This window comes from Microbacterium sp. 11MF (assembly GCF_000383475.1).
In the GTDB taxonomy this organism is placed as follows: Bacteria; Actinomycetota; Actinomycetes; order Actinomycetales; family Microbacteriaceae; genus Microbacterium; species Microbacterium aquilitoris.
On record NZ_KB911461.1, the window covers coordinates 121,425 to 142,038 of the forward strand.

A 20,614-nucleotide genomic window follows, 5' to 3' on the forward strand; every position below is an offset into this window, starting at 1 on the left:
ACGACGACCCCGCGCCTCGGCGTGACTCTAGGCTGAGCCCTGGTTCACGTCTGAGCGAAGGGGCTCTCCATGCCGGTGTCCGCGTCACCCGTCCCTGTGTCGCCGCTGTCCGAAGCGGTCTTCCTCTCGGCCGAGGCCGCTGAAGGCGTCGCCCCGAGGTTCACTGCGACCGTCCCGCTCAGGGCGCCCCGCGACGACGTCGTCGCCGCCACGCTGTGGGCGACCGCCCGGGGTGTGTACGAGGCCGAGGTCGACGGCGTGCCGGTGACGGACTCGGTGCTCAACCCCGGGTGGACCTCCTACGAATGGCGCCTGACGTACCAGCAGTTCGACGTCACGGATACGGTCCGCGGCGGGCACGGTGACGTGCGGCTGGCGCTGATCCTCGGCAACGGGTGGTGGCGTGGCCATCTCGGATTCGGCGACGCCGATGCGGACTACGGCGACGAGATCGCGGTCGCCGCGACCCTCGAGGTCGTCTATCGGGACGGGTCCGTGCAGCGGGTGTCGACATCGGATGCCTGGGGTGCCGCGGCATCCGATGTCACCCGCAACTCGCTCTACCGCGGTCAGAGCGTCGACGCTCGATTGCGCGAGGGCGGTGCCCCGCTGGCCGTGCGCACGAGCGAGATCGATCACGGCGTGCTCGCCCCGCAGACGTCGCCGCCGGTGCGGCGCCACGAGGCGGTTCCCGCGCAACGCGTCTGGCGCTCGCCGTCGGGTCGGACGCTCGTGGACTTCGGACAGAACCTCGTGGGATGGCTGAGATTCACCGTCCAGGGGTCGCGCGGCGACCTCATCCGCATCCGTCACGCGGAGGTGCTCGAGGACGGCGAGCTGGGTGTCCGGCCGCTGCGTTCGGCCGACGCGACCGACGAGTTCGTCCTCTCGGGCGGGGTCGACGCCTTCGAGCCGACGTTCACGTTCCACGGCTTCCGCTACGCGGAGGTCGAGGGGTGGCCCGGTGAGCTTCGCGCCGCCGATCTGGAGGCCGTCGTGGTCCACTCCGAGATGGCTCGCACGGGTCGGTTCTCGTGCTCCGATCCGCTCGTCACCCCGCTCGTCGACAACTCGGTGTGGAGCCAACGCGGCAACTTCCTGAGCGTCCCGACCGACTGCCCGCAGCGGGACGAGCGGTTGGGGTGGACCGGCGATATCGCGGCGTTCGCGGCATCCGCGTCGTTCTCCTTCGACACCGCGGACTTCCTCGACAGCTGGCTGCAGGACCTGCGGCTCGAGACCGAGCACGCCCCCGACGGCGCCGTGCCGTTCGTCGTGCCGGCCGTTCTGAAGTACGCGAACTTCCCCGCGGGTCACCTGAGCGAATGGGCCGGTCCGACCGCGATCTGGGGGGATGCGGCGGTGTGGGTTCCGCAGGCGCTGTGGCAGGCCTACGGAGATGCCGATCGCCTCGCGGCGCACTACCCGGCCATGGCGATGCACCTGTCGTCGATCGAGCCGCTGATCTCGGAGCGGGGCCTTTGGGAGCGCGGCAACCAGTTCGGCGACTGGCTCGACCCCGACGCGCCTCCCGAGGATCCCGCTGCCGCGAAGGCGGATGCCGCGGTCGTCGCCACGGCGTGCCTGTACCGGTCGGCCTCGTTCGCCGCCGAGGCGGCCGCCGTCCTCGGGAACGATGCCGAGGCGCACCGCTGGCGCGGCCTCGCCGCGCGCACGCGGGACGCGTTCGTCCGCTACTACGTCGACGACGACGGCATCGTCCGGTCGGACTGCGCGACCGTCTATGCCCTCGCGATCACGTTCGGCGTCCTCGAGGGCGACCTGCGGAGCCGGGCCGCCGCGCGCCTCGCCGAGATCGTCCGCGAGTCCGGATTCCGGGTGACGACCGGGTTCGCCGGCACGCCCTACGTGACGTGGGCACTCTCCGAGACCGGGCACGTCGACGAGGCGTACCGGCTGCTGCTCGAGAAGGAGTGCCCGTCCTGGCTCTACCCGATCACGATGGGCGCGACGACCGTGTGGGAGCGCTGGGACTCGATGCTTCCCGACGGGTCGATCAACCCCGGCGAGATGACGAGCTTCAACCACTACGCTCTCGGCGCCGTCGTGGACTGGATCCACCAGGTGGTCGGCGGGCTTCGGCCTGCCGCCCCCGGCTACGCCCGCGTGCGCGTCGAGCCTCGGCCCGGGCCGGGCATCGAGTGGGCCGAGACCTCGCTGCGCACCCGGCAGGGGGATGTCAGCGTCGCGTGGCGGGTCGCATCGGGGGAGCTCACCGTCGAGGTCGCGCTCCCCGATGATGTGCCGGCCGAGGTCGTCCTCCCCGACGGGCGGACGGTCGAGGTCCTCGGCGGGGGACACGTCTTCACGAGCACGCTCTGACCCGCGGTGCTTCCGATGAGACTCATCAGAGGGCGGGCGTAGCGTTTCCCGTGAGGGATGCCCCGACCCGAGGCATCCGTCTATCGATCAGCAAGGAGACCCCATGCCTACTGTCGCCGCTTACGCCGCGCCGTCCGCGACCGACCCGCTCGTCCGCACGACGATCGAGCGCCGCGAGACGGGACCCCGCGACGTCCTCATCGCGATCCGCTACGCCGGGATCTGCCACTCCGACATCCACCTCGTCCGCGGCGACTGGGGTCCGGTGACCTACCCGCAGGTCGTCGGCCACGAGATCGCCGGCGAGGTCGTCGAGGTCGGCTCCGAGGTCACGGACTTCGCCGTCGGCGACCGGGTCGGCGTCGGCTGCATGGTCAACTCCTGCCGCGAGTGCGAGAACTGCCTCGCCGGCATGGAGAACTACTGCCTGAACGGCAACACCCAGACCTACGGGTCGGTCGACCGCGACGGCACGATCACCCAGGGCGGGTACTCGACGCACGTGGTCGTCGACCAGGACTTCGTCCTGCGCATCCCCGAGGCGCTCCCGTACGAGTCGGTCGCGCCGCTGCTGTGCGCCGGCATCACGACGTACTCGCCGCTCGCGCACTGGAAGGTCGGCGCCGGCTCCAAGGTCGCCGTCGTGGGCATGGGCGGGCTCGGACACCTCGCCGTCAAGATCGCCACCGCCATGGGTGCGGAGGTCACGGTCCTGTCGCAGAGCCTGTCGAAGCAGGAGGACGGCAAGCGGTTCGGCGCGACGCACTACTACGCCACGAGCGACGCGTCGACGTTCACGACCCTCGCCAACACGTTCGACCTCATCATCAACACCGTGAGCGCGCCGCTGAAGCTCGAGGACTACCTGCGTCTGCTGCGCCTGGACGGCACGATGGTCAACGTCGGCGCACCGTCCGAGCCCCTGTCGCTGCGCGTATTCACCCTGTTCGGCAACCGCCGCTCGTTCGCCGGCTCGAACATCGGATCGATCGCCGAGACCCAGGAGATGCTCGACTTCTGCGCCGCGCACGGCATCGCTCCCGAGACCGAGCTGATCGGTGCGGACGAGATCAACGACGCTTACGAGCGCGTGCTGCGCTCCGACGTCCGCTACCGCTTCGTGATCGACATCGAGACGCTGAAGGACTGAGTTCGCATACCCGATGGGACGGCGTCATCCGGGGGTGTTACCCTCGCGACAGAGCGCGACGTCGTCCCGCCGGGGGCACCGGCACGCCGTCGCGCCAGGAGGACGAACACATGCCGTACCGCAGTCGCGAAACCTTGCAGCTCTGGTTGGACGAGTTCGTCGCCGCGCGGCAGGACGGGGACCTCATCAAGGTCGTCATCCAAGACGACTCGTGGGGGGATGACGGGGGTCTCGTCGTCGTTCCGCTGCGGAACGCGTCGACGACGGTCTACGTCCGCCCTCCGATGAACGAGGATGCGCGCTGGCGCGTCGTCTTCGAGCCTCAGCTCGACGAGGTCGCGCTGTCGGCGGAGGAGACCGCCGCGCTCGTCGCGGAACTCGGGACCGCCGCGGATCTGTGCGGCTACCTCGAGGTGCGCTCGGTCGCCCACATCGAGGCGTCGCCGACCGCCTGACACGCAGGGGCGGCTCCGCCCCGCACGAGCGTCCTCGCGGGGGCGGAGCAGTGTCGTCAGTGGGCGGAGTAGCCGCCGTCGACGAGGTGGTAGCTGCCCGAGATGAAGGATGCCTCGTCGCTCAGCAGGAAGAGCGTGAGCGCTGCGACCTCGGCATCCGTTCCGAGTCGGCCGGCGGCGTGCTCCTTCTCGAGGGCCGACAGTGCGTCACCCGGGAGGCTCGCGCGCACGAGCGGGGTGTCGATGAAGCCCGGGCCGACCGCGTTCGTGCGCACACCCTGAGCCGTGTACTCGAGGGCCGCCACCTTTGTGAGGCCGACGAGGGCGTGCTTGCTGGCGACATAGGCCGCGTTCTGCGCGAGGCCAACCGAGCCGAGCACCGACGCCATGTTGACGACCGCGCCGCCGCCGGCAGCCACGATCGCGGGCAGCTGGAACCGCAGCCCGTAGAAGACGCCATCGAGGTCGACTGCGCGAACTCGGTCCCACGCCTCGATGTCGTAGTCGCCGATGTTCTGCGGGGCCGCGCCGATGCCGGCGTTGTTGACCGCGAGGTGCAAGGCGCCGTAGGTGTCCTGCGCGTAGCGGACGGCCGTCTCGGAGTCCTGCCATTTCGCCGTGTTCTGAGCGAACGCGGATGCGGTGCCCCCGGCATCCGTGATCTGCGTCACGACCTTCTCGGCCGCGTCGAGCTTGATGTCGGTGACCACCACCGACGCGCCTTCGGCCGCGAGCTTGCGGGCGATCTCCGCGCCGATGCCGCTGCCGCCGCCGGTGACCAGTGCCGTCTTGCCGTCGAACCGTGCCATTGCGTTACCTCTTTTCGCAGGCCTGACGCCGTGACTCTCGCGGCCGGTGCCATGCATCTGAATACAACGGATGCCCGGCGTTGGCATTCCTGCCCAGCGCGGAAAAGTGGGTATCAGAGGTACTGGTCCCGCGCGGCTCGCCGGATCGAGTGATCGCGGATGTCATCCCAGTCGAGCACCACGACGCCGTGCTGGCCCACGGGGTCCGCGCAACGGTCGAGAAGGCGCTCCGTCAGCGCCGGGACGTCCCCGCACTCGCTGACATCCAGGAACGTGACCTCGACGTCGCGCGCATTGTCGCGCTCCAGTTCCGCGTGGACACGCGCACCCAGCGCGGACGCGATCCGGTCGAACGCCAGTGCATGTCGTGGCGCGAGAGTCACCGCGAACACGAGCTGTCGCACCCCGACATGCCGCTTCGTCTCGACAGCCGCCAAGGTCGCGAGCGCACGCAGACGATCCTTGCCCGTCACGCGGGAGTAGTCGCGCAGATCGGCGAAGGCGACGACCGCGCGCGGGCGGCTCACCTCCTCGCCGTCGAGGGGTCGGCGGGCGGTGATCCCGCGGGCGACAGCGGTGTCCGTGTCGCCGAGTGTCACTACGGGGTGTTCCATCACTGGCTTTCGTTCGAAGGGAACGGTCGAGCGACCGCTGCCGACCAGACTTCCCGGCTCACCATTTCTCGTGCGCAGGCGACGTTACCCCTGGTGCGGCGATGTGGGCGCAGGTGCTTCCTGATAGATGTCGGGCGTGCCGTCGGCATCCTCGTCCACGGTCTCTTCGGCTGCGATCCGGCGGTAGCGGCGGTTGCGGGCGATGAGGATGCCGGAGGCGATCAGCGCCGCGAGTACGGACGCGATCATGATGGCGATCTTCGCGTCGTCACCCTCGGTCGAGCCGGCCGGGAAGCTGAGCTCGGCGATCAACAGCGAGACGGTGAATCCGATGCCGGCCAGCAGCGCGACGCCCAGGAGGTCGACCCACCGCAGCGCCGGGTGCAGCCGGATCTTCGTCACGAGTGTCAGCGCCCGGACGGCGAGCAGGATGCCGATCGGCTTGCCGAGCACGAGTCCCGCGACGATGCCGAGGGCGACCGGATCGGTGGCCGCGCGGAGGATGCCGTCGGTGCCGCCCACGGCGACTCCGGCGGCGAAGAAGGCGAAGACGGGTACGGCGAAGCCGGCCGACAGCGGGCGGAAGCGGTGCTCGAACTCGTGGGCGAGGTCGGCCGCGCGGGGGCCGTCGGTCGCGCCACGCGCAGCCTTGACCGGGATCGTGAAGGCGAGGGCGACGCCGGCGATGGTGGCGTGCACGCCCGACGCGTGCAGGAACGCCCAGGCGACGAACCCGATCGGCAGGAGAACCAGCCAGGCCGCGAACGGGCGGCCGGCGAACAGCGACCGGTAGCGCTGCGCGATGAATCCGTAGAGTGCGACGACCGCAACAGCCACCGCGAGCGGGACGACCGCGATGTCCTCGGTGTAGAAGACCGCGATGATGCCGATCGCGATCAGGTCGTCCACCACGGCGAGGGTGAGCAGGAAGATGCGCAGCGGGCTCGGCAGGTGCGACCCGACGAGAGCGAGGACGGCGACGGCGAACGCGATGTCGGTCGCCGTGGGGATCGCCCACCCCTGGACCAGCCCCTCCTGCCCGCGCACCACGGCGACGTAGATCAGAGCCGGCACGGCCACGCCGCCGATCGCCGCCGTCACCGGGACGACCGCCGTGCTGAACCGCCGTAGATCGCCGACGACGAGCTCGCGTTTGAGTTCGAGTCCCACGAGGAAGAAGAAGATCGCGAGCAGGCCGTCGGCCGCCCATGCGCCGAGGGAGAGCTCGAGATGCCACGGTTCATGGCCGACGCGGAAGTCGCGCAGGGCGAAGTAGCTGTCGGATGCCGGTGAGTTCGCCCACACGATGGCTGCGACGGCGGCGATCACGAGCAGAGCTCCTCCGACGGCCTCCTTGCGGAGGATCGCCGACACGCGGGCGGCCTCGGTGTGACCGCGCCAGCGTGGCGCGCGCAGGTCGGTACGGTCAGTGCTCGGCGTGTTCACGGGGCGGTCCTCCGGAAGGGTCGACAGACAGAAATGTCGACCAGACTTCCCGACGCGCCGCGACCAGTTTACCGTCCGACCGCCTGTGGGCCGGGGGTGGCATCTTCCTCGGTGGCGCGCCGAGCCGCGGCATCCTTCGTTGCACTTTTGTTCGGTCGGCTCGCAAAAAAGTCGCGACGGTGCGAGGCGGGTCGGGGAAAGTCCTGCACACGTGTGCATTCCGCACCGGGTTCATAGGAATCTCCATAGATTGGCGGTCGCGCGACGGGAATGAGCCCGGCGTGGATATCGGGCCCGATGTGGGGTCCGCGTGTGAAGGAGCACCTTTCGATGAGGCATCGAACTTTCCGGCGCAACACCTTCTGGTTGGCCATCTCACTTGTGCTGATGCTGGTCTCCAGCGTCGGCGCGTCGCTCGTGCAAACCGTCGGCGGGAGCGTCGCCGTCGAGGACCTGCGGTGGGAGGCCGCCTCTGGTCGCCAGATGAGCGCCCTGCTGTTCAAGCCGGCTGCGGTCTCGGCGGAGGATCCGCGCCCGGCGATCGTGGTCAGCCACGGGTGGTGGAACAACCGCGAGATGCAGGACGCCAATTACGTGGAGCTCGCCCGGCGCGGCTATGTCGTGCTGTCGATCGACATGTACGGGCACGGCAACTCCGACCCGCTCCCCGCCGGCCAGGAAGCCGTCGGCGGCACCGGCATGTACGACGCCGTGAAGCTCATCGCCGACCTGCCCTACGTCGACCCGAGCCGGATCGGCGTGACCGGCCACTCCAACGGCGCGCGTGCGGCGAACTTCTCGGTCGCGCTCGACAACGAGGCCGAGACGCCACTGATCGCCTCGGTCCTCCTCGTCGACAACGACCCGGTGTACGTCGACGACACCGGCGCGTTCACGAACATCTACGGAAGCCGCGACACCGGCGTCATCCAGGCGCAGTACGACGAGTTCTTCTTCCGCAGCTATGACGCCGAGGGCAACGCACTCACGCCGCCGCGCGAATACCTCACCACCCCCAACGCCCAGTCGTTCCTCCACTTCGGGCAGGACCCGTCCGAGGCGTCGGATGTGCGCGAGGCCGGGCAGGTCTACACCCAGGACATCGACGGCGCCGAGGCGATGCGCGTCGTCTGGTCGCTGCCGCAGACGCACCCGTGGTCGACGATCTCGAGCACGGCCGTCGGGCACCTCGTCGACTTCTTCGACGAGTCCCTCGGCGCACCGAACCCGCTGCCGGCAGGAGATCAGAACTGGCAGCTCAAGGAGATCCTGACGACGTTCGGTCTGATCGGCTTCGGCATCTTCCTCGTCGCGTTCACACGGGCGCTGCTGTCGACCCGTGCCTTCGCGGGGCTGCGCGTCTCGGAGCCGATCGCGGCGGTGGCGAACACGCGCCGCGGTCTGGTGTGGTTCTGGGGCGGGCTGGTCGTCACGGCCGTCTTCTCGATCCTCAGCTACGTGCTGCTCAGCCAGGCCGAGTGGGCCGGTGCGATCGCGTTCGGTTCGGTGAACCTCATCGCCCCCGGTGTGCCGTGGTTCATCGGCATCTGGGCCGCGATCAACGGTGTCGCCGGTCTCGTCATCATGATCGTGTCGTACCTGCTGTTCGGTCGCCGCAGCGGTCAGGACCTGCGGGCCGTCGGTGTCATCCCGGGCTGGCGGCGCTTCGGTCTCGGCGTGGCGCTTGCGCTGACGACGACCGTCGCCGCGTTCGGGATCGTGTTCGTGCTGGACTACTTCTTCAAAACCGACTTCCGGTTCTGGGTGATCGCCGTCAAGGCCTTCAACCCCGAAATGATCGGGTACTCCCTGATCGTCCTGCCGCTGTTCCTCGTCTACTTCATCGCGAACTCGGTGGCGATCAACTCGTTCAACCGCTTCACGCTGCGGGGACGCGAATGGGTGAACACCGCACTGCTCGCGCTGTTCAACTCGCTCGGACCGATCGTGCTGGTCGTCGCGCAGTACACGACGTTCTTCATCACAGGGGAGACGATCGATGGCTTCGGTGGCATCTTCAGCATCTGGCTGTTCCCGGTGGTCGTCATCCTCGCCGTCGCCGCGGTCATCAGCCGGAAGATCTACCGCGAGACGAACAACCCGTACATCGCCGGCTTCCTCAATGCAGCGGTCGTGACCGTTATCAGCGTCACGAACTCCCTCGTGATGAGCTGACGAACCGGTGCCCGGGACGGCGAGGCCGTTCCGGGCACCGAGTCAATGTCGAGCCGCTGACGATGCGGCGGGCGGCTAGCCCGCCGTCGCGAGGAGGCGCAGGCGACTTGCCATGCGGAACGCGTCGGGTCGACGCGAGGCTGCCGCGAGGAAGTCGTTCAGGTCGACGTCGGCGTAGAAGTCGACGGGCAGGTCCTCGGCGACGAGCACGTCGATGAGGTTGATGAATCGCTGCTGCGCCGGCGGGTCGACCGCGTCGAAGCGGGGGACACCCGTCACGGTCCACCGGTCGAAATCCTGCGCCCATCCCAGGTACTCGATCGTCGACGTCGGGGTGCGGCAGAGCTGATCGAATGTCAGCGTCAGCTCGCCGGCATCCGCTGACGTCACCGGGAAGACCCGGCCGTTCAGAGTGAGGTGTTGCGGCGGAGTCGTCGCGCGCGGCGGGGTACGCGTCGACCAGGTTCCCGACGCGAATCCTCGTGTGTGGTTGTCGGCGATCGTCCGGTAGTCCGTCGGTCCTTGGAGCGGCATCACGTCCATGTTCGTCTCGATGAGGGCGATGCCGGGGACGAAGATGTGGTGCCAGTCCGGGTCGGGGAGGAGGTCCTCGGGCGCGTAGTTGGAGGTCGCGAGCACCGTGACCTTGCGGGTGAAGGCGTGATCGAGCAGCCGGGTCAGAAGCCGCGCGTCTCCCGGATCGTGCACGTGCAGCTCGTCGAAGAAGAGCAGTCTGCTGTCGCCGACGGCATCGTCGATCGCCCGCTCCGCCGCGTCGGGCTCAGTGCGGTGCCGCTGGATACTGCGGTGCAGTTCGTGGAAGAAGCCGTGGAAGTGGACACGACGCTTCTCGCGCAGCGGGATGGCGGCATACGCGGCATCCGCCAACCAGGACTTGCCGCGGCCGGCGTCGCCCCACAGATAGAGGCTGCGGGCTTCTCCGGTCGCCAGCTCGCCCCCGAGCGCCGCCAGCCGATCCAGGACCGCCCGCTGCCGCGGGTCGAGCGCGAACCCCTGAGCGGATGCCGCGGCCTCGACCGCGTGGACGAGTTCGTCTCTGCTCAGCACGGTTCCAGCGTGTCACGCTGCGAGCATTCCTTCTGCGTCCCGATCGTTACTCAAACGGGTGGTGCCGCCGCCGCGGAGGCCGATAGCTTCGACGCACATGCGAGCTCCATGGGGTGTGGCGACGGTCCTGACCGCGGTCTGCGTGACTCTGCTCGCCGGATGCGCGCCCGTCGCGGAGAAGTCGCTCGGGATCACGGCGGACGACGTCGCCTCCGTCGAGTACTACGAGTACCCATGGGGCGACGTGCCCGACACGATCGACAGGTTGACTCTCGATGTCCCCGAAGTCCTGAGCGAGTTCGTGCGCGCGTACTCCGACATGCCGGTGACCGACGCCTCTCCGTCCGATCTGAACGACCTCACCGGTGGGCAGACGCAGTCGACTCGGTTCGTGTTGACGGACGGGCGGAAGATCGAGATCACTGCTGTCTGGCTCGGGCCGGCAGACGTCATCGTGCTGTGGCCGGATGGGGCCGTGTCGAAGACCGAGTGGGGTTCTCCGGAACTCTTCGACGCGTACGAGAGTGTCGGGACCGTTGACGAGGTGGATGCCGCGGAGCGGCCGGCAGCTACCTTGGGGCGATGAGCCCCGCATCCGCTGATCCCGGAAAAATCGGCCGGGAGGACGGTCGGAAGCCACACGGGACGAGGCACGAGAAGTCACAGTGGAGGGGCTGACGGGAATCGAACCCGCGCTATCTGCTTGGGAAGCAGATGTTCTGCCATTGAACTACAGCCCCAGCGCACCCGGAGGCGCCCCGTAAGCCTAGCAAGGCTCGGGGACACTCGCCCGTCGCGGTGCTCAGGGGTTCGTCGGAGGCACCGGCGGAGCCTGCGGAGGCGTCTGCGGCGGAACCGGCGGCTGAGTGGGGCGCGGCGGCTGACCCGCCTGCGGTGCCTGACCGGGGTAGGGCGGCTGAGCTCCCGGATGCTGAGCGCCAGGCTGTCCACCCCCGGGGTAGGGCGCGCCGGGGCGGGGAGCGAAGGTCATTCCGCTCTCCTGCATCGCGCGCAGCATCCCGTTCTTCACGGCGGTGCGCTGGATCAGGTAACCCACCCAGATCGCCAGGGCGAACGTTCCCACGTAGAGGACGACCGCCCTGATGATCAGGCCGGCGCCGAGCCCCGCGTAACTTCCGTAGTTGTCCATGCCCGGCACTGTAGCGAGGGCTGCGTCGTCAGTCCCGCACCTTGACGGAGGCCAGAGCGACCAGCACGCCGAGCACCGCGACGAGCCCGGCCAACGCCACCCATCCCGCCGCGGTCCACGCGGCGGCGCCGACGGTGCCGAGCACACTCGAGCCGATGTAATACGCGACGCTGTAGAGCGCGACGGCGTGCTGCCGACCAGAGCCGCCGGCCCGCGCCGTCGCGGCGTTGGCCGTCGCGTGGGCGAGGAACATCCCGGCCGTGATGAGGAGGACGCCGACCACGATGACGGCCACCGGCGACGCCAGCGTGACGGCGGCGCCGACGGTCATCGCGGCCCCGCCGGCGACCAGCGGCATCCGTGTCCCGAAGCGCTGGACGAGCGCGCCAGCCAGTCGCGAGGTCACCGTGCCCGACAGGTACGTCAGGAACACGAGCGAGACGGCCGTCGCCGACAAGAAGTAGGGCGCCGCCTCGAGGCGGAAGCCCAGCGCGTTGAAGACGGCGACCATCGCCCCCACCACCATCGCGCCGATCGCGTACAGCGGCAGTGCGCGCACGTTGACGGCCTGCCGTCCGAGGATGCGCAGGCTGCGGCCGAACGGCACCGGCCGATGCTCCTCGGTCGGCGGCAGCAGCACCGCGAACAGCACGGTCAGCGCCGCCGCGAGGATGCCGAGCAGCTCCAGCGACAGCCGCCACCCGACGAGCTCGCCGACCGGGGCGGCGACGAGGCGTCCCGCGAGACCGCCCACGCTCGTCGCGGCGACGTACGCTCCCGCCGCGACCCCCGCGCGCTGCGGGCCGGCGGCCTCGTGAACGTAGGCGACCGCGAGAGCCGGGATGCCGCCGAGCGCCGAGCCGAGCAGGAATCGGCCGACGAGCAGCCCGGCGAACCCGGGCAGCAGCGGCGATGCGACGGCGATGACCGCCGCGGCCACGGCGGCGACGCGCAGCATCCGCCTGCGTCCGAACCGGTCGGCGACCAGCGCCCACGGCAGGATCGAGAGCGCGAGCCCGAGGGTCGCGGCCGACACGACCCACGACGCGTCGGCGGCGGTGAGCCGGTACGTCTCGGCGATGCCCGTCAGCAGGCCCTGCGGCGCGTAGAGCACCCCGAAGGTGGCGATCCCCGTCGTCCACATCGCGGCGCCGAGCCGGCGGGGCGACGCGGTGAGGGGAGGGATGCCGACGGTCGTCACCCGCTCCACGGTAGGCATCTGTCGCATACAGATCCAATACCCATACGCGTGGAGCGATAGCGTTCCTGCATGAGTCGTGATCGCCTGGCCGAGCTGCTGCCGCATCTTCCGCTGCTCGACGCGCTGGGAGACGACGAGCACGTCACCCGCGCGGCCGAGGCCCTCGGGGTGCCGCAGCCGACCGTGAGCCGTGCGCTCCGCCAGCTCGAGTCGCGGCTCGGCGTCGCCCTGGTCGCGCGGGATGGCCGCGGCATCCGACTCACCGACGCCGCGCGTCGGATGCTGCCCGGCGTGCGCGTCGCCCTCCGCGCCGCGCAGGATGCGCTCGACTCCCTCGACGACGCCCGGTCGACCGTCGGGCTCGCATTCCAGAACTCGCTCGGTGAGAACCTCGTCCCCCGGCTCGTCCGGCGGCTGCGCGAGGAGCGCCCCGACATCCGGGTGCAGCTCTGGCAGGGCGCGCGCGACGGGTGCCTGGCCGAACTCGACTCCGGACGGACCGACCTCGCGATCGTCTCGGGGGCCGCCGCGACGCATCCCTCCGGAGAAACGCTCCACCTCTACGACGAGCCGCTCGTGGTCGTCATCCCCGAGGGACACCGGCTCGCGACGGCCGCGCGGGTCACGCTCGCGGACGTCGTCGGCGAGACGCACGTCACGCTCAAGCCGGGGTACGGACTGCGCCGCACGCTCGAGCAGCTCTCCGCCGCCGAGGGCGTGCCGCTCGACATCGCCTTCGAGGGCGACGATCTGCGCACCCTGCACGGCCTCGTCGCCGCCGGGCTCGGCATCGCGATCGGCCCCGAGGTGCCGCATCCGCTCGACGGGTGCGTGCAGCGGCCGATCGACGATCCGCGCGCCGCGCGCGACATGGGCGTGGTCTTCCGGGCAGGCCCCCGCCCGCCTGCGGTCGACGACGTCATCGCCGTGCTCCGGGAGCTCACCCGGTCCTGACGCCCGGCAGAATCGAGGCATGCGCGCGATGGTGATGGAACAGATCGCAGGACCCCTCGTCGTCACCGAGGTCCCCGACGCGGTCGCGCCCGCGGGCGGCGCGGTCATCGAGGTCCACGCGACGGGGCTGTGCCGCAGCGACTGGCACGCCTGGGTCGGACACGACGACATCGCCCTGCCCCACGTTCCCGGGCACGAACTGGCGGGCGTCGTCGTCGAGGTCGGCGCGGGCGTCGAGAAGTGGGCGGTCGGCGACCGGGTGACGGTGCCGTTCGTCTGCGGATGCGGCCGGTGCGAGTGGTGCCGCAGTGGCAACGCGCAGGTCTGCCCCGACCAGCAGCAGCCCGGCTTCACCCACTGGGGATCGTTCGCCGAGCGGGTCGCCCTCCACGCCGCCGACCGCAACCTCGTCGCCGTGCCGGAGTCGATCTCGTTCGCCGCTGCCGCCGCACTCGGATGCCGCTTCGCCACCGCCTACCGCGCGCTCACCGCCCGTGCGCAGCTGGCCGCGGGGGAGTGGGTCGTGATCGTCGGGGCTGGTGGGGTGGGCCTCAGCGCCGTCATGATCGCGAAGGCGCTCGGCGCGAAGGTGATCGCGGTCGACCGGTCGACCGCGGCGCTCGACGTCGCCCGCACGCTCGGCGCGGACGAGGTCATCGTCGCGGACGGGCGTGACGTGCCCGAGGTCGTCCACGCGGTCACGGGCGGCGGGGCCCACGTCTCGGTCGACGCCGTCGGCAGCGAACAGACCTGCGCCGATGCCATCCACAGCCTGCGCCGCCGGGGCCGGCACGTGCAGGTCGGGCTGCTGCCCTCGGCATCCGGCCTCACCCCTGCACCGCTGGCACGGGCCATCGCGTGGGAGCTCGATCTGCTCGGCAGTCACGGCATGGCGGCCGAGGACTACCCCGGGATGCTGGACCTCATCGCGCGCGGCACGCTCCACCCGCAGGACCTCATCGAGCGGACCGTGTCGCTCGAGCAGGCCGCCGAGCTGCTGCCGGTCATGGACTCGGCCTCGCCGGCGGGGATGACGATGATCGACCCGCGGCTCACGCCTTCGGCTTGAGCAGAGCGCCCAGTGCGACGCGCATCGCGGCGACGGGGTCCGTGCCGTCGGCGAGCCACCGCACCTGGATGCCCTCCCACGTGCCGATCACGAGGTCGGCGAGCATCGTCGCGTCGGCCGTCGTGGTCAGGCGTCCGGCCGCGCGGTCGTGCTCGATCGCGTCGCGGTAGTCGGGGATGACCGACGCGTAGCGCTGCCGCAGCCACTCGTGCGCCTCGTGGTCGGCGTGCGTCGCCTCGGCCTGGACGACCGTGAACATGCGCACGAGCTCGCGTCGGGCGATGTTCCGCTCGACGATCGCGAGCACCGTCGGGATGAAGCCGTCCCGCGCGGAGCGCTCGAGGAAGTCCGTGTCGGCGGCATCCTCCTGCGAGAGGACGGCCGCGAGCAGCGACACCTTCGTGGGGAAGTGGTGCATGACGGTCGTGAGGCCGAGGTCAAGCTGCTTCGCGATCTGGCGCAGCGACCCGCCCCGGTACCCGTGCGTGCCGAAGACGGCCGTCGCGGTCGCGATGATCTCGCTGCGCCGCGCGGCGGACTTCGCGTACGGTCCGCGGGCCGGTGCATCGGTCATAGTCGAACAGTAGATCACGTGAAACCGTGCACCTGCACGTTTTTGGGCTAGCGTGGTCGCGTGCAGAACTATCGCTGGGTGAAGGACGGCTCGCAGGAGCCCGGGACCATGCGCTACGGCGCCGACTACAACCCCGAGCAGTGGCCTCGCGAGGTGTGGGACGACGACATCCGTCTCATGCGCGAGGCGGGCGTCAACATCGTCTCGCTCGGCATCTTCTCGTGGGGCCTGCTCGAACCGCGTCCCGGCGAGTTCGACTTCGCGTGGCTCGACGAGATCATCGAGCTGCTGCACGCGAACGGCATCGACGTCGACCTGGCCACCGCGACCGCGTCGCCGCCGTCGTGGATGGCCCGGCAGCATCCCGAGATCCTGCCGCAGACCGTCGACGGCACGATCCTCTGGCCCGGCGCCCGCCAGCACTGGCGGCCGACGTCGCCGATCTTCCGCGAGTACGCCCTGCGTCTCGTGCGCGCGCTCGCCGAGCGGTACGGCGACCACCCCGCCGTCGTCGCGTGGCACATCTCCAACGAGCTCGGATGCCACAACCTCTACGACTACTCCGATGACGCCGCGCGGGCGTTCCGCGTGTGGCTCGAGGCCCGCTACGGAACGATCGAGGCCCTCAACGACGCATGGGGCACGGCGTTCTGGTCGCAGCACTACGAGGAGTGGGACGAGATCCTGCCGCCGCGATCGGCGCCGACGATCCGCAACCCCGGGCAGCAGCTCGACTTCGAGCGCTTCTCGTCGGATGCCGTCCGCGACCACCTGCGCGCCGAGGCGGCCGTGCTCGACGAGGTGACCCCCGGCATCCCGCGGACGACGAACTTCATGGTCGCCCAGAACGTCCGCGACATCGACTACCCGACGTGGGTGGACGACGTCGACTTCGTCTCGAACGACCACTACCTGCGACCCGGCGAGTTCGGCCGCGACGACCTCTCGTTCTGGGCCAACCTGACCGGCAACATCGCCGGCGGACTGCCGTGGTTCCTCATGGAGCACGCGACGAGCGCCGTCAACTGGCGCGAGGTCAACACTCCCAAGCGCTCCGGCGAGCTCGTGCGCGACGCCCTCACGCACGTCGGGCACGGCGCCGACGCGGTCTGCTACTTCCAGTGGCGACAGTCGCGCGCCGGCGGCGAGCGCTACCACTCCGGCATGGTGCCCCACGCGGGCGAGAACAGCCGCGTGTTCCGCGACGTCGTCGCCCTCGGCGGGGCGCTCCGCGACCTGTCGCCGGTCACCGGTTCGCGTCGCGAGAAGGCGCGCGTCGCGATCGTCGTCGACTACGAGTCGTGGTGGGTGAGCGGGCGCGACGCGCACCCGTCGGACTCGCCCGCCTACGACGACGAGACCCTCGCCTGGTACCGCGCGCTGCTCGACCTCGGCGTCCGCGCCGACGTCATCCCGGTCGGTGCGGCCTTCGACGGGTACGAGGTCCTCATCGCCCCGATGCTGCACGTCGTGCCCGACGCCCTGCGGTCGCGTCTCGAGGCGTACGCGGATGCCGGTGGCCACCTCATCACGACGTACTTCTCGGGCATCGTCGACGAGAACGACCGCGTCTGGCTCGGCGGCTACCCCGGCGCACTGCGCGAGCTGCTCGGCGTCATGGTCGAGGAGTTCGTGCCGCTGTTGCCCGGCGAGCGCATCGCCCTCGCCTCGGGAGCCGTCGCGCACGGCTGGACCGAGCGGATCGTGCACGTCGGCGACGACGTCGAGGTCCTCGACACCTACGCCGACGGCGACCTCACCGGTGCGCCCGCAGTGACCCGGCGGAGCCTGTCCACGGGCGGGTCGGCGACCTACGTGTCGGCCGACATCGGACGGGACGGCGTCCGCGCGGTGCTCGCAGGGCTGGGGCTGGACGCCCTCGCCGGCGACCCGCGGTCGGCGGACGGCCGGCTCGACGTCATCGAGCGCGGCGACGGCGAGGCGCGGTACGTCTTCCTCTCCAACCGCACCGACGACGAGGTCTCGGCGCCGGTGGCCGGCGAGGTGCTCGTGGGTGCGGAGGCGGCATCCGGTGTCGTCTCGGTGCGGCCGCGGAGCGTGGTGGTCGTCCGCGTCGCGCGCTGAGGGTGCGATGCGCCGGGTGGCTGGCCGCGTGCTGCCTTCGGCGGCCAGTAGGCTGGCCGCGTGCTGCTCAGCGACCGCGACATCCGAGGCGAGATCGACGGAGGCCGCATCGGCCTCGACCCGTGGGACCCGACGATGGTCCAGCCGTCGAGTGTCGACGTGCGGCTCGACCGGTACTTCCGGCTGTTCGACAACCACAAGTACCCGTTCATCGATCCGTCCGAGGACCAGCCCGAGCTGACGCGTCTCATCGAGGTCGCGCCCGACGAGCCGTTCATCCTGCACCCGGGTGAGTTCGCGCTCGGCGCGACGTTCGAGCAGATCACGCTGCCCGACGACGTGGCCGCGCGCCTCGAGGGCAAGAGCTCCCTCGGTCGCCTGGGTCTCATCACCCATTCGACGGCGGGCTTCATCGATCCCGGCTTCTCGGGTCATGTGACGCTCGAGCTCGCGAATGTCGCGACGCTCCCCATCAAGCTGTGGCCGGGTATGAAGATCGGGCAGTTCTGCTTCTTCCGCCTGAGCTCGCCGGCCGAGAACCCCTACGGCACCGGCCCGTACAAGAACCGGTACCAGGGTCAGCGGGGGCCGACGGCATCCCGTTCGTTCCAGAACTTCCACCGCACCGACGTCGGGACGACCGACGCCGGTGCGAAGGGGAGCTGACCGCGCTCAGTCGCGCTGCGCCTGCTCGTAGCCGCGGCTGAAGCCGCGCTCAAAGGCCTCGGCGACGGCGGGGTGCGGCGCGAAACCGCGGCGCTCGCCGTGGCCGCAGTCGCGACCGTGTTCGCCGTGCCCGTGCCCGCCGTGGCTGTGCCGCGGGCCGAACCCGTGTCCGTGCCCGAACCCGCCGCGCGGGCCGAAGCCGCCGTGCCGGTGGCCGCGCCCGGGGCGGGGCGGCATCGGCTGCGATTCGTCCCAGCCGAGTTCCCGCGCGATCGCGTCGAGCGAACGCAGCAGAGTGTCGTAGTCGTCCTCGGGGACGGCGGTGGAGATGCGGGCCTGGAGGTCCGCTCCGTCCGACGCCGTTTCGTCGTGGAGCTCGCGCGCCAGCAGGCGGTGGACGAGCTTGAGTCGGAATCCGAGGGTGTCGTTGATCGAGGTGTTCATGGGTGTCCTTCCGAGACGTCCTGTCATCGGCGGACTGTCCGCGATGACCATTGCATGTCACTGTGCAAGTACATGCAGTGTGACATGTATCCATGTTGCATGTCAAGTGACATGGATGCCGCGCCGAGCGGTATCGTCGAGGGGTGACCGATCCCACCGGCGACCTCGACGCGCTCCTCGCCGCCTTCGCGCAGATGCGCGGCCGCGGTCCGCACCGCCACCATCCCGGCGGACTCCACGCGCACGGACCTCACTCCGACGGCGGCGGCCCGCCCTGGATGCGGGGGGAGCGCGGATTCGGTCCCGGTGCGCGCCTCGCTGGCGCCCCTGCCCGCATCCGGTTGCTCGACGCCCTGGTGCACGCGGAGAACCCGCTCTCGGTGAGCGAGATCGCCGAGGCGATCGGCGTCGACCAGCCGCGGGCCTCGCGTCTCGTGCAGCAGGCGGTCGAGCTCGGCTTCGCCGCGCGCGAGGCCGATCCCGACGACGCTCGGCGCACCCGCATCGCGCTCACCGCCGAGGGTCGACGCCGCGCGGGCGATTTCCGTGGTGAGCGCCGCGAGCGGCTCTCGCAGGCGCTGGCCGACTTCACGGCCGAGGAGCGCGCGGAGCTCGTCCGCCTACTCGGCAAGCTCGCGGCATCCTGGCCCCGCGACTGAGGCGCTAACCCGGCCGGCCCCCGGAACGCAAGAAGGTGAGCGGATCCCCCTCCGTCAGTAGCCTGGCGGCATGTCCGACAGCGCCTCATCTTCAGAGACCGTCGCCCACCCACCCGCGTCGCGGGCGAAGGCCAGCGTGTGGGTGATCGCGCCGGCAGCCGTGGTGGCGGTCGTCTTCAGCGCGTTCGCGATCGCGCTTCCGGCCCAGGCCGAGGCGTTCTTCGGGACGATCCAGGGTGCGATCATCGACACCTTCAGCTGGTACTACGTCCTCATCACCGCCTTCTTCGTCGCCTTCTGCCTCTTCCTCGGGTTCAGCCGGTTCGGCGACATCCGCCTGGGCAAGGATGACGACAAGCCGGAGTTCTCGACGGGTGCCTGGTTCTCCCTTCTCTTCGCCGCGGGGATGGGGATCGGCCTCGTCTTCTATGGCGTGAGCGAGCCGCTCAGCCACTTCGTCGACCCCAAGCCCGGCGTCGAGGGCACGTCCGCGCAGCTCGCGCAGTCGGCGTTGACGCAGACGTACCTGCACTGGGGCGTCCAGGCGTGGGCCGTCTACGTCGTCGTCGGCATCGCCCTCGCGTACGCGATCCACCGTCGCGGACGCCCGCTGTCGATCCGGTGGGCGCTCGAGCCCATCCTCGGTCGGCGTGTGCGCGGCGGGTGGGGCAACGCCATCGACGCGATCGCCCTCGTCGGCACGCTGTTCGGCGTCGCGACGAGCCTCGGTCTGGGTGTGCTGCAGATCAGCTCCGGCCTCGACAGCGCGGGGATCATCGAGGACCCCAGCCTGCTCGTGCAGGTCATCATCATCGCCGTCATCACGACCGCTGTGCTCTTCTCGGTACTGTCGGGCGTGACCAAGGGCATGAAGTGGCTGTCGTCGCTGAACCTCATCCTCGCCGGGCTCCTGCTGCTGTTCGTCCTCTTCACGAACGACACCTTCTACCTGCTCCGCGAGTGGGTGCAGTCGATCGGCTCGTACCTGCAGAACTTCGTGGGGCTGAGTTTCAGCGTCAGCGCGTTCCAGGGAGCCGAAGGCCAGGCGTGGCAGGCGACGTGGACCTCGTTCTACTGGGGCTGGTGGATCTCGTGGGCGCCGTTCGTCGGCATCTTCATCGCCCGCGTCAGCCGTGGTCGCACGGTGCGCGAATTCGTCATGGGAGTGCTCATCGTGCCGACGCTCGTCGGTGTGCTCTGGTTCGCGGTCCTCGGCGGCTCCGCGATCAAGCTCCAGCTCGACGAGCCGGGCGTGATGACGCAGGCCGACGGATCCGTGAACGTCGAGGGCGCGCTCTTCCAGCTGTTCCAGCACCTCCCCGCGCCGCTCCTGCTGACCATCGGAGCGCTCGTCCTCATCGCACTGTTCTTCGTGACGTCGGCGGACTCGGGTGCGCTCGTCATGGGCATGATCGCAACGGGCGGCGACCCCGAGCCGAGCAAGCCCGTGCGGACGCTCTTCACGCTCATCACCGCGCTCCTCGCGATCGCGCTCCTGATCGCGGGTGGGTTGACCGCGCTGCAGACGGCGGCGATCATCATCGCTCTGCCGTTCAGCATCGTCATGCTGCTCATCTGCTGGTCGACCGTCGTCGCGTTCCAGCGCGAGAGACGCATCTACGAGAAGGCGGAGCGCGCGCAGCTGCTCGATCACATCGGGGAGCACTACGGCCTCGAGGTCGAGTCCGAGAACGAGCGAGGCATCCGACTGCCCTGGGGCCGGAAGCGGGCCGACTGACCCGCCCCGGCGGT

Annotated in this window: 19 protein-coding genes and 1 tRNA gene; 11 read left to right on the top strand and 9 right to left on the bottom strand. The window is 70.1% G+C overall.

Annotated elements, in window-relative coordinates; all coding sequences use genetic code 11:
* Positions 1 to 69: 69 nt before the first annotated feature.
* The 3 genes from H286_RS0112685 to H286_RS0112695 all read left to right on the top strand — a co-directional run bounded on the left by H286_RS0112685 (position 70) and on the right by H286_RS0112695 (position 3,948).
* Positions 70 to 2,343 carry an alpha-L-rhamnosidase gene (locus H286_RS0112685; RefSeq protein ID WP_020098446.1) on the top strand — a complete coding sequence of 758 codons (2,274 nt, stop codon included), beginning with the start codon at positions 70 to 72 and terminating at the stop codon, positions 2,341 to 2,343.
* Positions 2,344 to 2,446: 103 nt separating this feature from the next.
* The gene (locus H286_RS0112690; protein WP_020098447.1) at positions 2,447 to 3,493 is read left to right on the top strand and encodes an NAD(P)-dependent alcohol dehydrogenase; all 1,047 of its coding nucleotides are present in this window, start codon (positions 2,447 to 2,449) and stop codon (positions 3,491 to 3,493) included.
* A 110-nt stretch (positions 3,494 to 3,603) separates the two neighbouring features.
* Positions 3,604 to 3,948, top strand: coding sequence for a hypothetical protein (locus H286_RS0112695; protein WP_018187625.1), 345 nt, complete (start codon positions 3,604 to 3,606; stop codon positions 3,946 to 3,948).
* A 56-nt stretch (positions 3,949 to 4,004) separates the two neighbouring features.
* On the opposite strand, the gene H286_RS0112700 is transcribed toward H286_RS0112695, so the two are convergent.
* From H286_RS0112700 to nhaA, 3 genes are all read right to left on the bottom strand, one after another.
* Positions 4,005 to 4,757 (bottom strand): SDR family NAD(P)-dependent oxidoreductase, encoded by a 753-nt coding sequence (locus H286_RS0112700; protein WP_020098448.1) that lies wholly within the window; start codon positions 4,755 to 4,757, stop codon positions 4,005 to 4,007.
* Positions 4,758 to 4,870: 113 nt separating this feature from the next.
* On the bottom strand, positions 4,871 to 5,371 hold the full coding sequence (locus H286_RS0112705) for a hypothetical protein (protein WP_231370964.1): 501 nt from the start codon (positions 5,369 to 5,371) through the stop codon (positions 4,871 to 4,873).
* A gap of 84 nt (positions 5,372 to 5,455) precedes the next feature.
* On the bottom strand, positions 5,456 to 6,817 hold the full coding sequence (gene nhaA / locus H286_RS0112710) for a Na+/H+ antiporter NhaA (RefSeq protein WP_020098450.1): 1,362 nt from the start codon (positions 6,815 to 6,817) through the stop codon (positions 5,456 to 5,458).
* Between the two features lie 330 nt (positions 6,818 to 7,147).
* Here nhaA and H286_RS0112715 point away from each other — a divergent pair, with 330 nt between their 5' ends.
* On the top strand, positions 7,148 to 8,992 hold the full coding sequence (locus tag H286_RS0112715) for an alpha/beta hydrolase family protein (protein WP_231370965.1): 1,845 nt from the start codon (positions 7,148 to 7,150) through the stop codon (positions 8,990 to 8,992).
* A gap of 75 nt (positions 8,993 to 9,067) precedes the next feature.
* Here the strand turns inward: H286_RS0112715 and zapE are convergent, their stop codons facing one another.
* On the bottom strand, positions 9,068 to 10,060 hold the full coding sequence (gene zapE, locus H286_RS0112720; RefSeq protein ID WP_020098452.1) for a cell division protein ZapE: 993 nt from the start codon (positions 10,058 to 10,060) through the stop codon (positions 9,068 to 9,070).
* A gap of 97 nt (positions 10,061 to 10,157) precedes the next feature.
* Here zapE and H286_RS0112725 point away from each other — a divergent pair, with 97 nt between their 5' ends.
* On the top strand, positions 10,158 to 10,646 hold the full coding sequence (locus H286_RS0112725; protein ID WP_231370966.1) for a hypothetical protein: 489 nt from the start codon (positions 10,158 to 10,160) through the stop codon (positions 10,644 to 10,646).
* A gap of 80 nt (positions 10,647 to 10,726) precedes the next feature.
* On the opposite strand, the gene H286_RS0112730 is transcribed toward H286_RS0112725, so the two are convergent.
* From H286_RS0112730 to H286_RS0112740, 3 genes are all read right to left on the bottom strand, one after another.
* Positions 10,727 to 10,800 (bottom strand) — tRNA-Gly (locus H286_RS0112730).
* 62 nt (positions 10,801 to 10,862) lie between these two features.
* Positions 10,863 to 11,210 (bottom strand): hypothetical protein, encoded by a 348-nt coding sequence (locus tag H286_RS0112735; protein ID WP_028497514.1) that lies wholly within the window; start codon positions 11,208 to 11,210, stop codon positions 10,863 to 10,865.
* Positions 11,211 to 11,238: 28 nt separating this feature from the next.
* Positions 11,239 to 12,438 (bottom strand): MFS transporter, encoded by a 1,200-nt coding sequence (locus tag H286_RS0112740; RefSeq protein ID WP_231370967.1) that lies wholly within the window; start codon positions 12,436 to 12,438, stop codon positions 11,239 to 11,241.
* Positions 12,439 to 12,480: 42 nt separating this feature from the next.
* On the opposite strand from H286_RS0112740, the gene H286_RS0112745 reads away from it, so the two are divergent.
* Positions 12,481 to 13,365, top strand: coding sequence for a LysR family transcriptional regulator (locus tag H286_RS0112745; RefSeq protein ID WP_020098455.1), 885 nt, complete (start codon positions 12,481 to 12,483; stop codon positions 13,363 to 13,365).
* Positions 13,366 to 13,384: 19 nt separating this feature from the next.
* Complete coding sequence (locus tag H286_RS0112750) at positions 13,385 to 14,434, top strand: zinc-binding dehydrogenase (RefSeq protein ID WP_020098456.1); 1,050 nt, start codon at positions 13,385 to 13,387, stop codon at positions 14,432 to 14,434.
* Here H286_RS0112750 and H286_RS0112755 read toward each other — a convergent pair.
* A complete protein-coding gene (locus tag H286_RS0112755; protein ID WP_018187612.1) occupies positions 14,418 to 15,008 on the bottom strand; it encodes a TetR/AcrR family transcriptional regulator in 591 nt (196 codons plus the stop codon). The genes H286_RS0112750 and H286_RS0112755 overlap by 17 nt on opposite strands.
* A gap of 60 nt (positions 15,009 to 15,068) precedes the next feature.
* Here H286_RS0112755 and H286_RS0112760 point away from each other — a divergent pair, with 60 nt between their 5' ends.
* Positions 15,069 to 17,093 carry a beta-galactosidase gene (locus H286_RS0112760; protein ID WP_020098457.1) on the top strand — a complete coding sequence of 675 codons (2,025 nt, stop codon included), beginning with the start codon at positions 15,069 to 15,071 and terminating at the stop codon, positions 17,091 to 17,093.
* A 60-nt stretch (positions 17,094 to 17,153) separates the two neighbouring features.
* Positions 17,154 to 17,759, top strand: a complete 606-nt coding sequence (dcd, locus tag H286_RS0112765) for a dCTP deaminase (RefSeq protein ID WP_020098458.1) — start codon at positions 17,154 to 17,156, stop codon at positions 17,757 to 17,759.
* A 6-nt stretch (positions 17,760 to 17,765) separates the two neighbouring features.
* Here dcd and H286_RS0112770 read toward each other — a convergent pair whose 3' ends face one another.
* Positions 17,766 to 18,203 (bottom strand): hypothetical protein, encoded by a 438-nt coding sequence (locus H286_RS0112770; RefSeq protein WP_020098459.1) that lies wholly within the window; start codon positions 18,201 to 18,203, stop codon positions 17,766 to 17,768.
* A gap of 143 nt (positions 18,204 to 18,346) precedes the next feature.
* Between H286_RS0112770 and H286_RS15180 the strand changes: the two genes are divergently transcribed.
* Entirely contained in the window at positions 18,347 to 18,862 is a 516-nt protein-coding gene (locus tag H286_RS15180) for a MarR family winged helix-turn-helix transcriptional regulator (protein WP_020098460.1), read from the top strand.
* A gap of 70 nt (positions 18,863 to 18,932) precedes the next feature.
* The gene (locus H286_RS14635; protein ID WP_036324491.1) at positions 18,933 to 20,600 is read left to right on the top strand and encodes a BCCT family transporter; all 1,668 of its coding nucleotides are present in this window, start codon (positions 18,933 to 18,935) and stop codon (positions 20,598 to 20,600) included.
* Positions 20,601 to 20,614 lie beyond the last annotated feature (14 nt).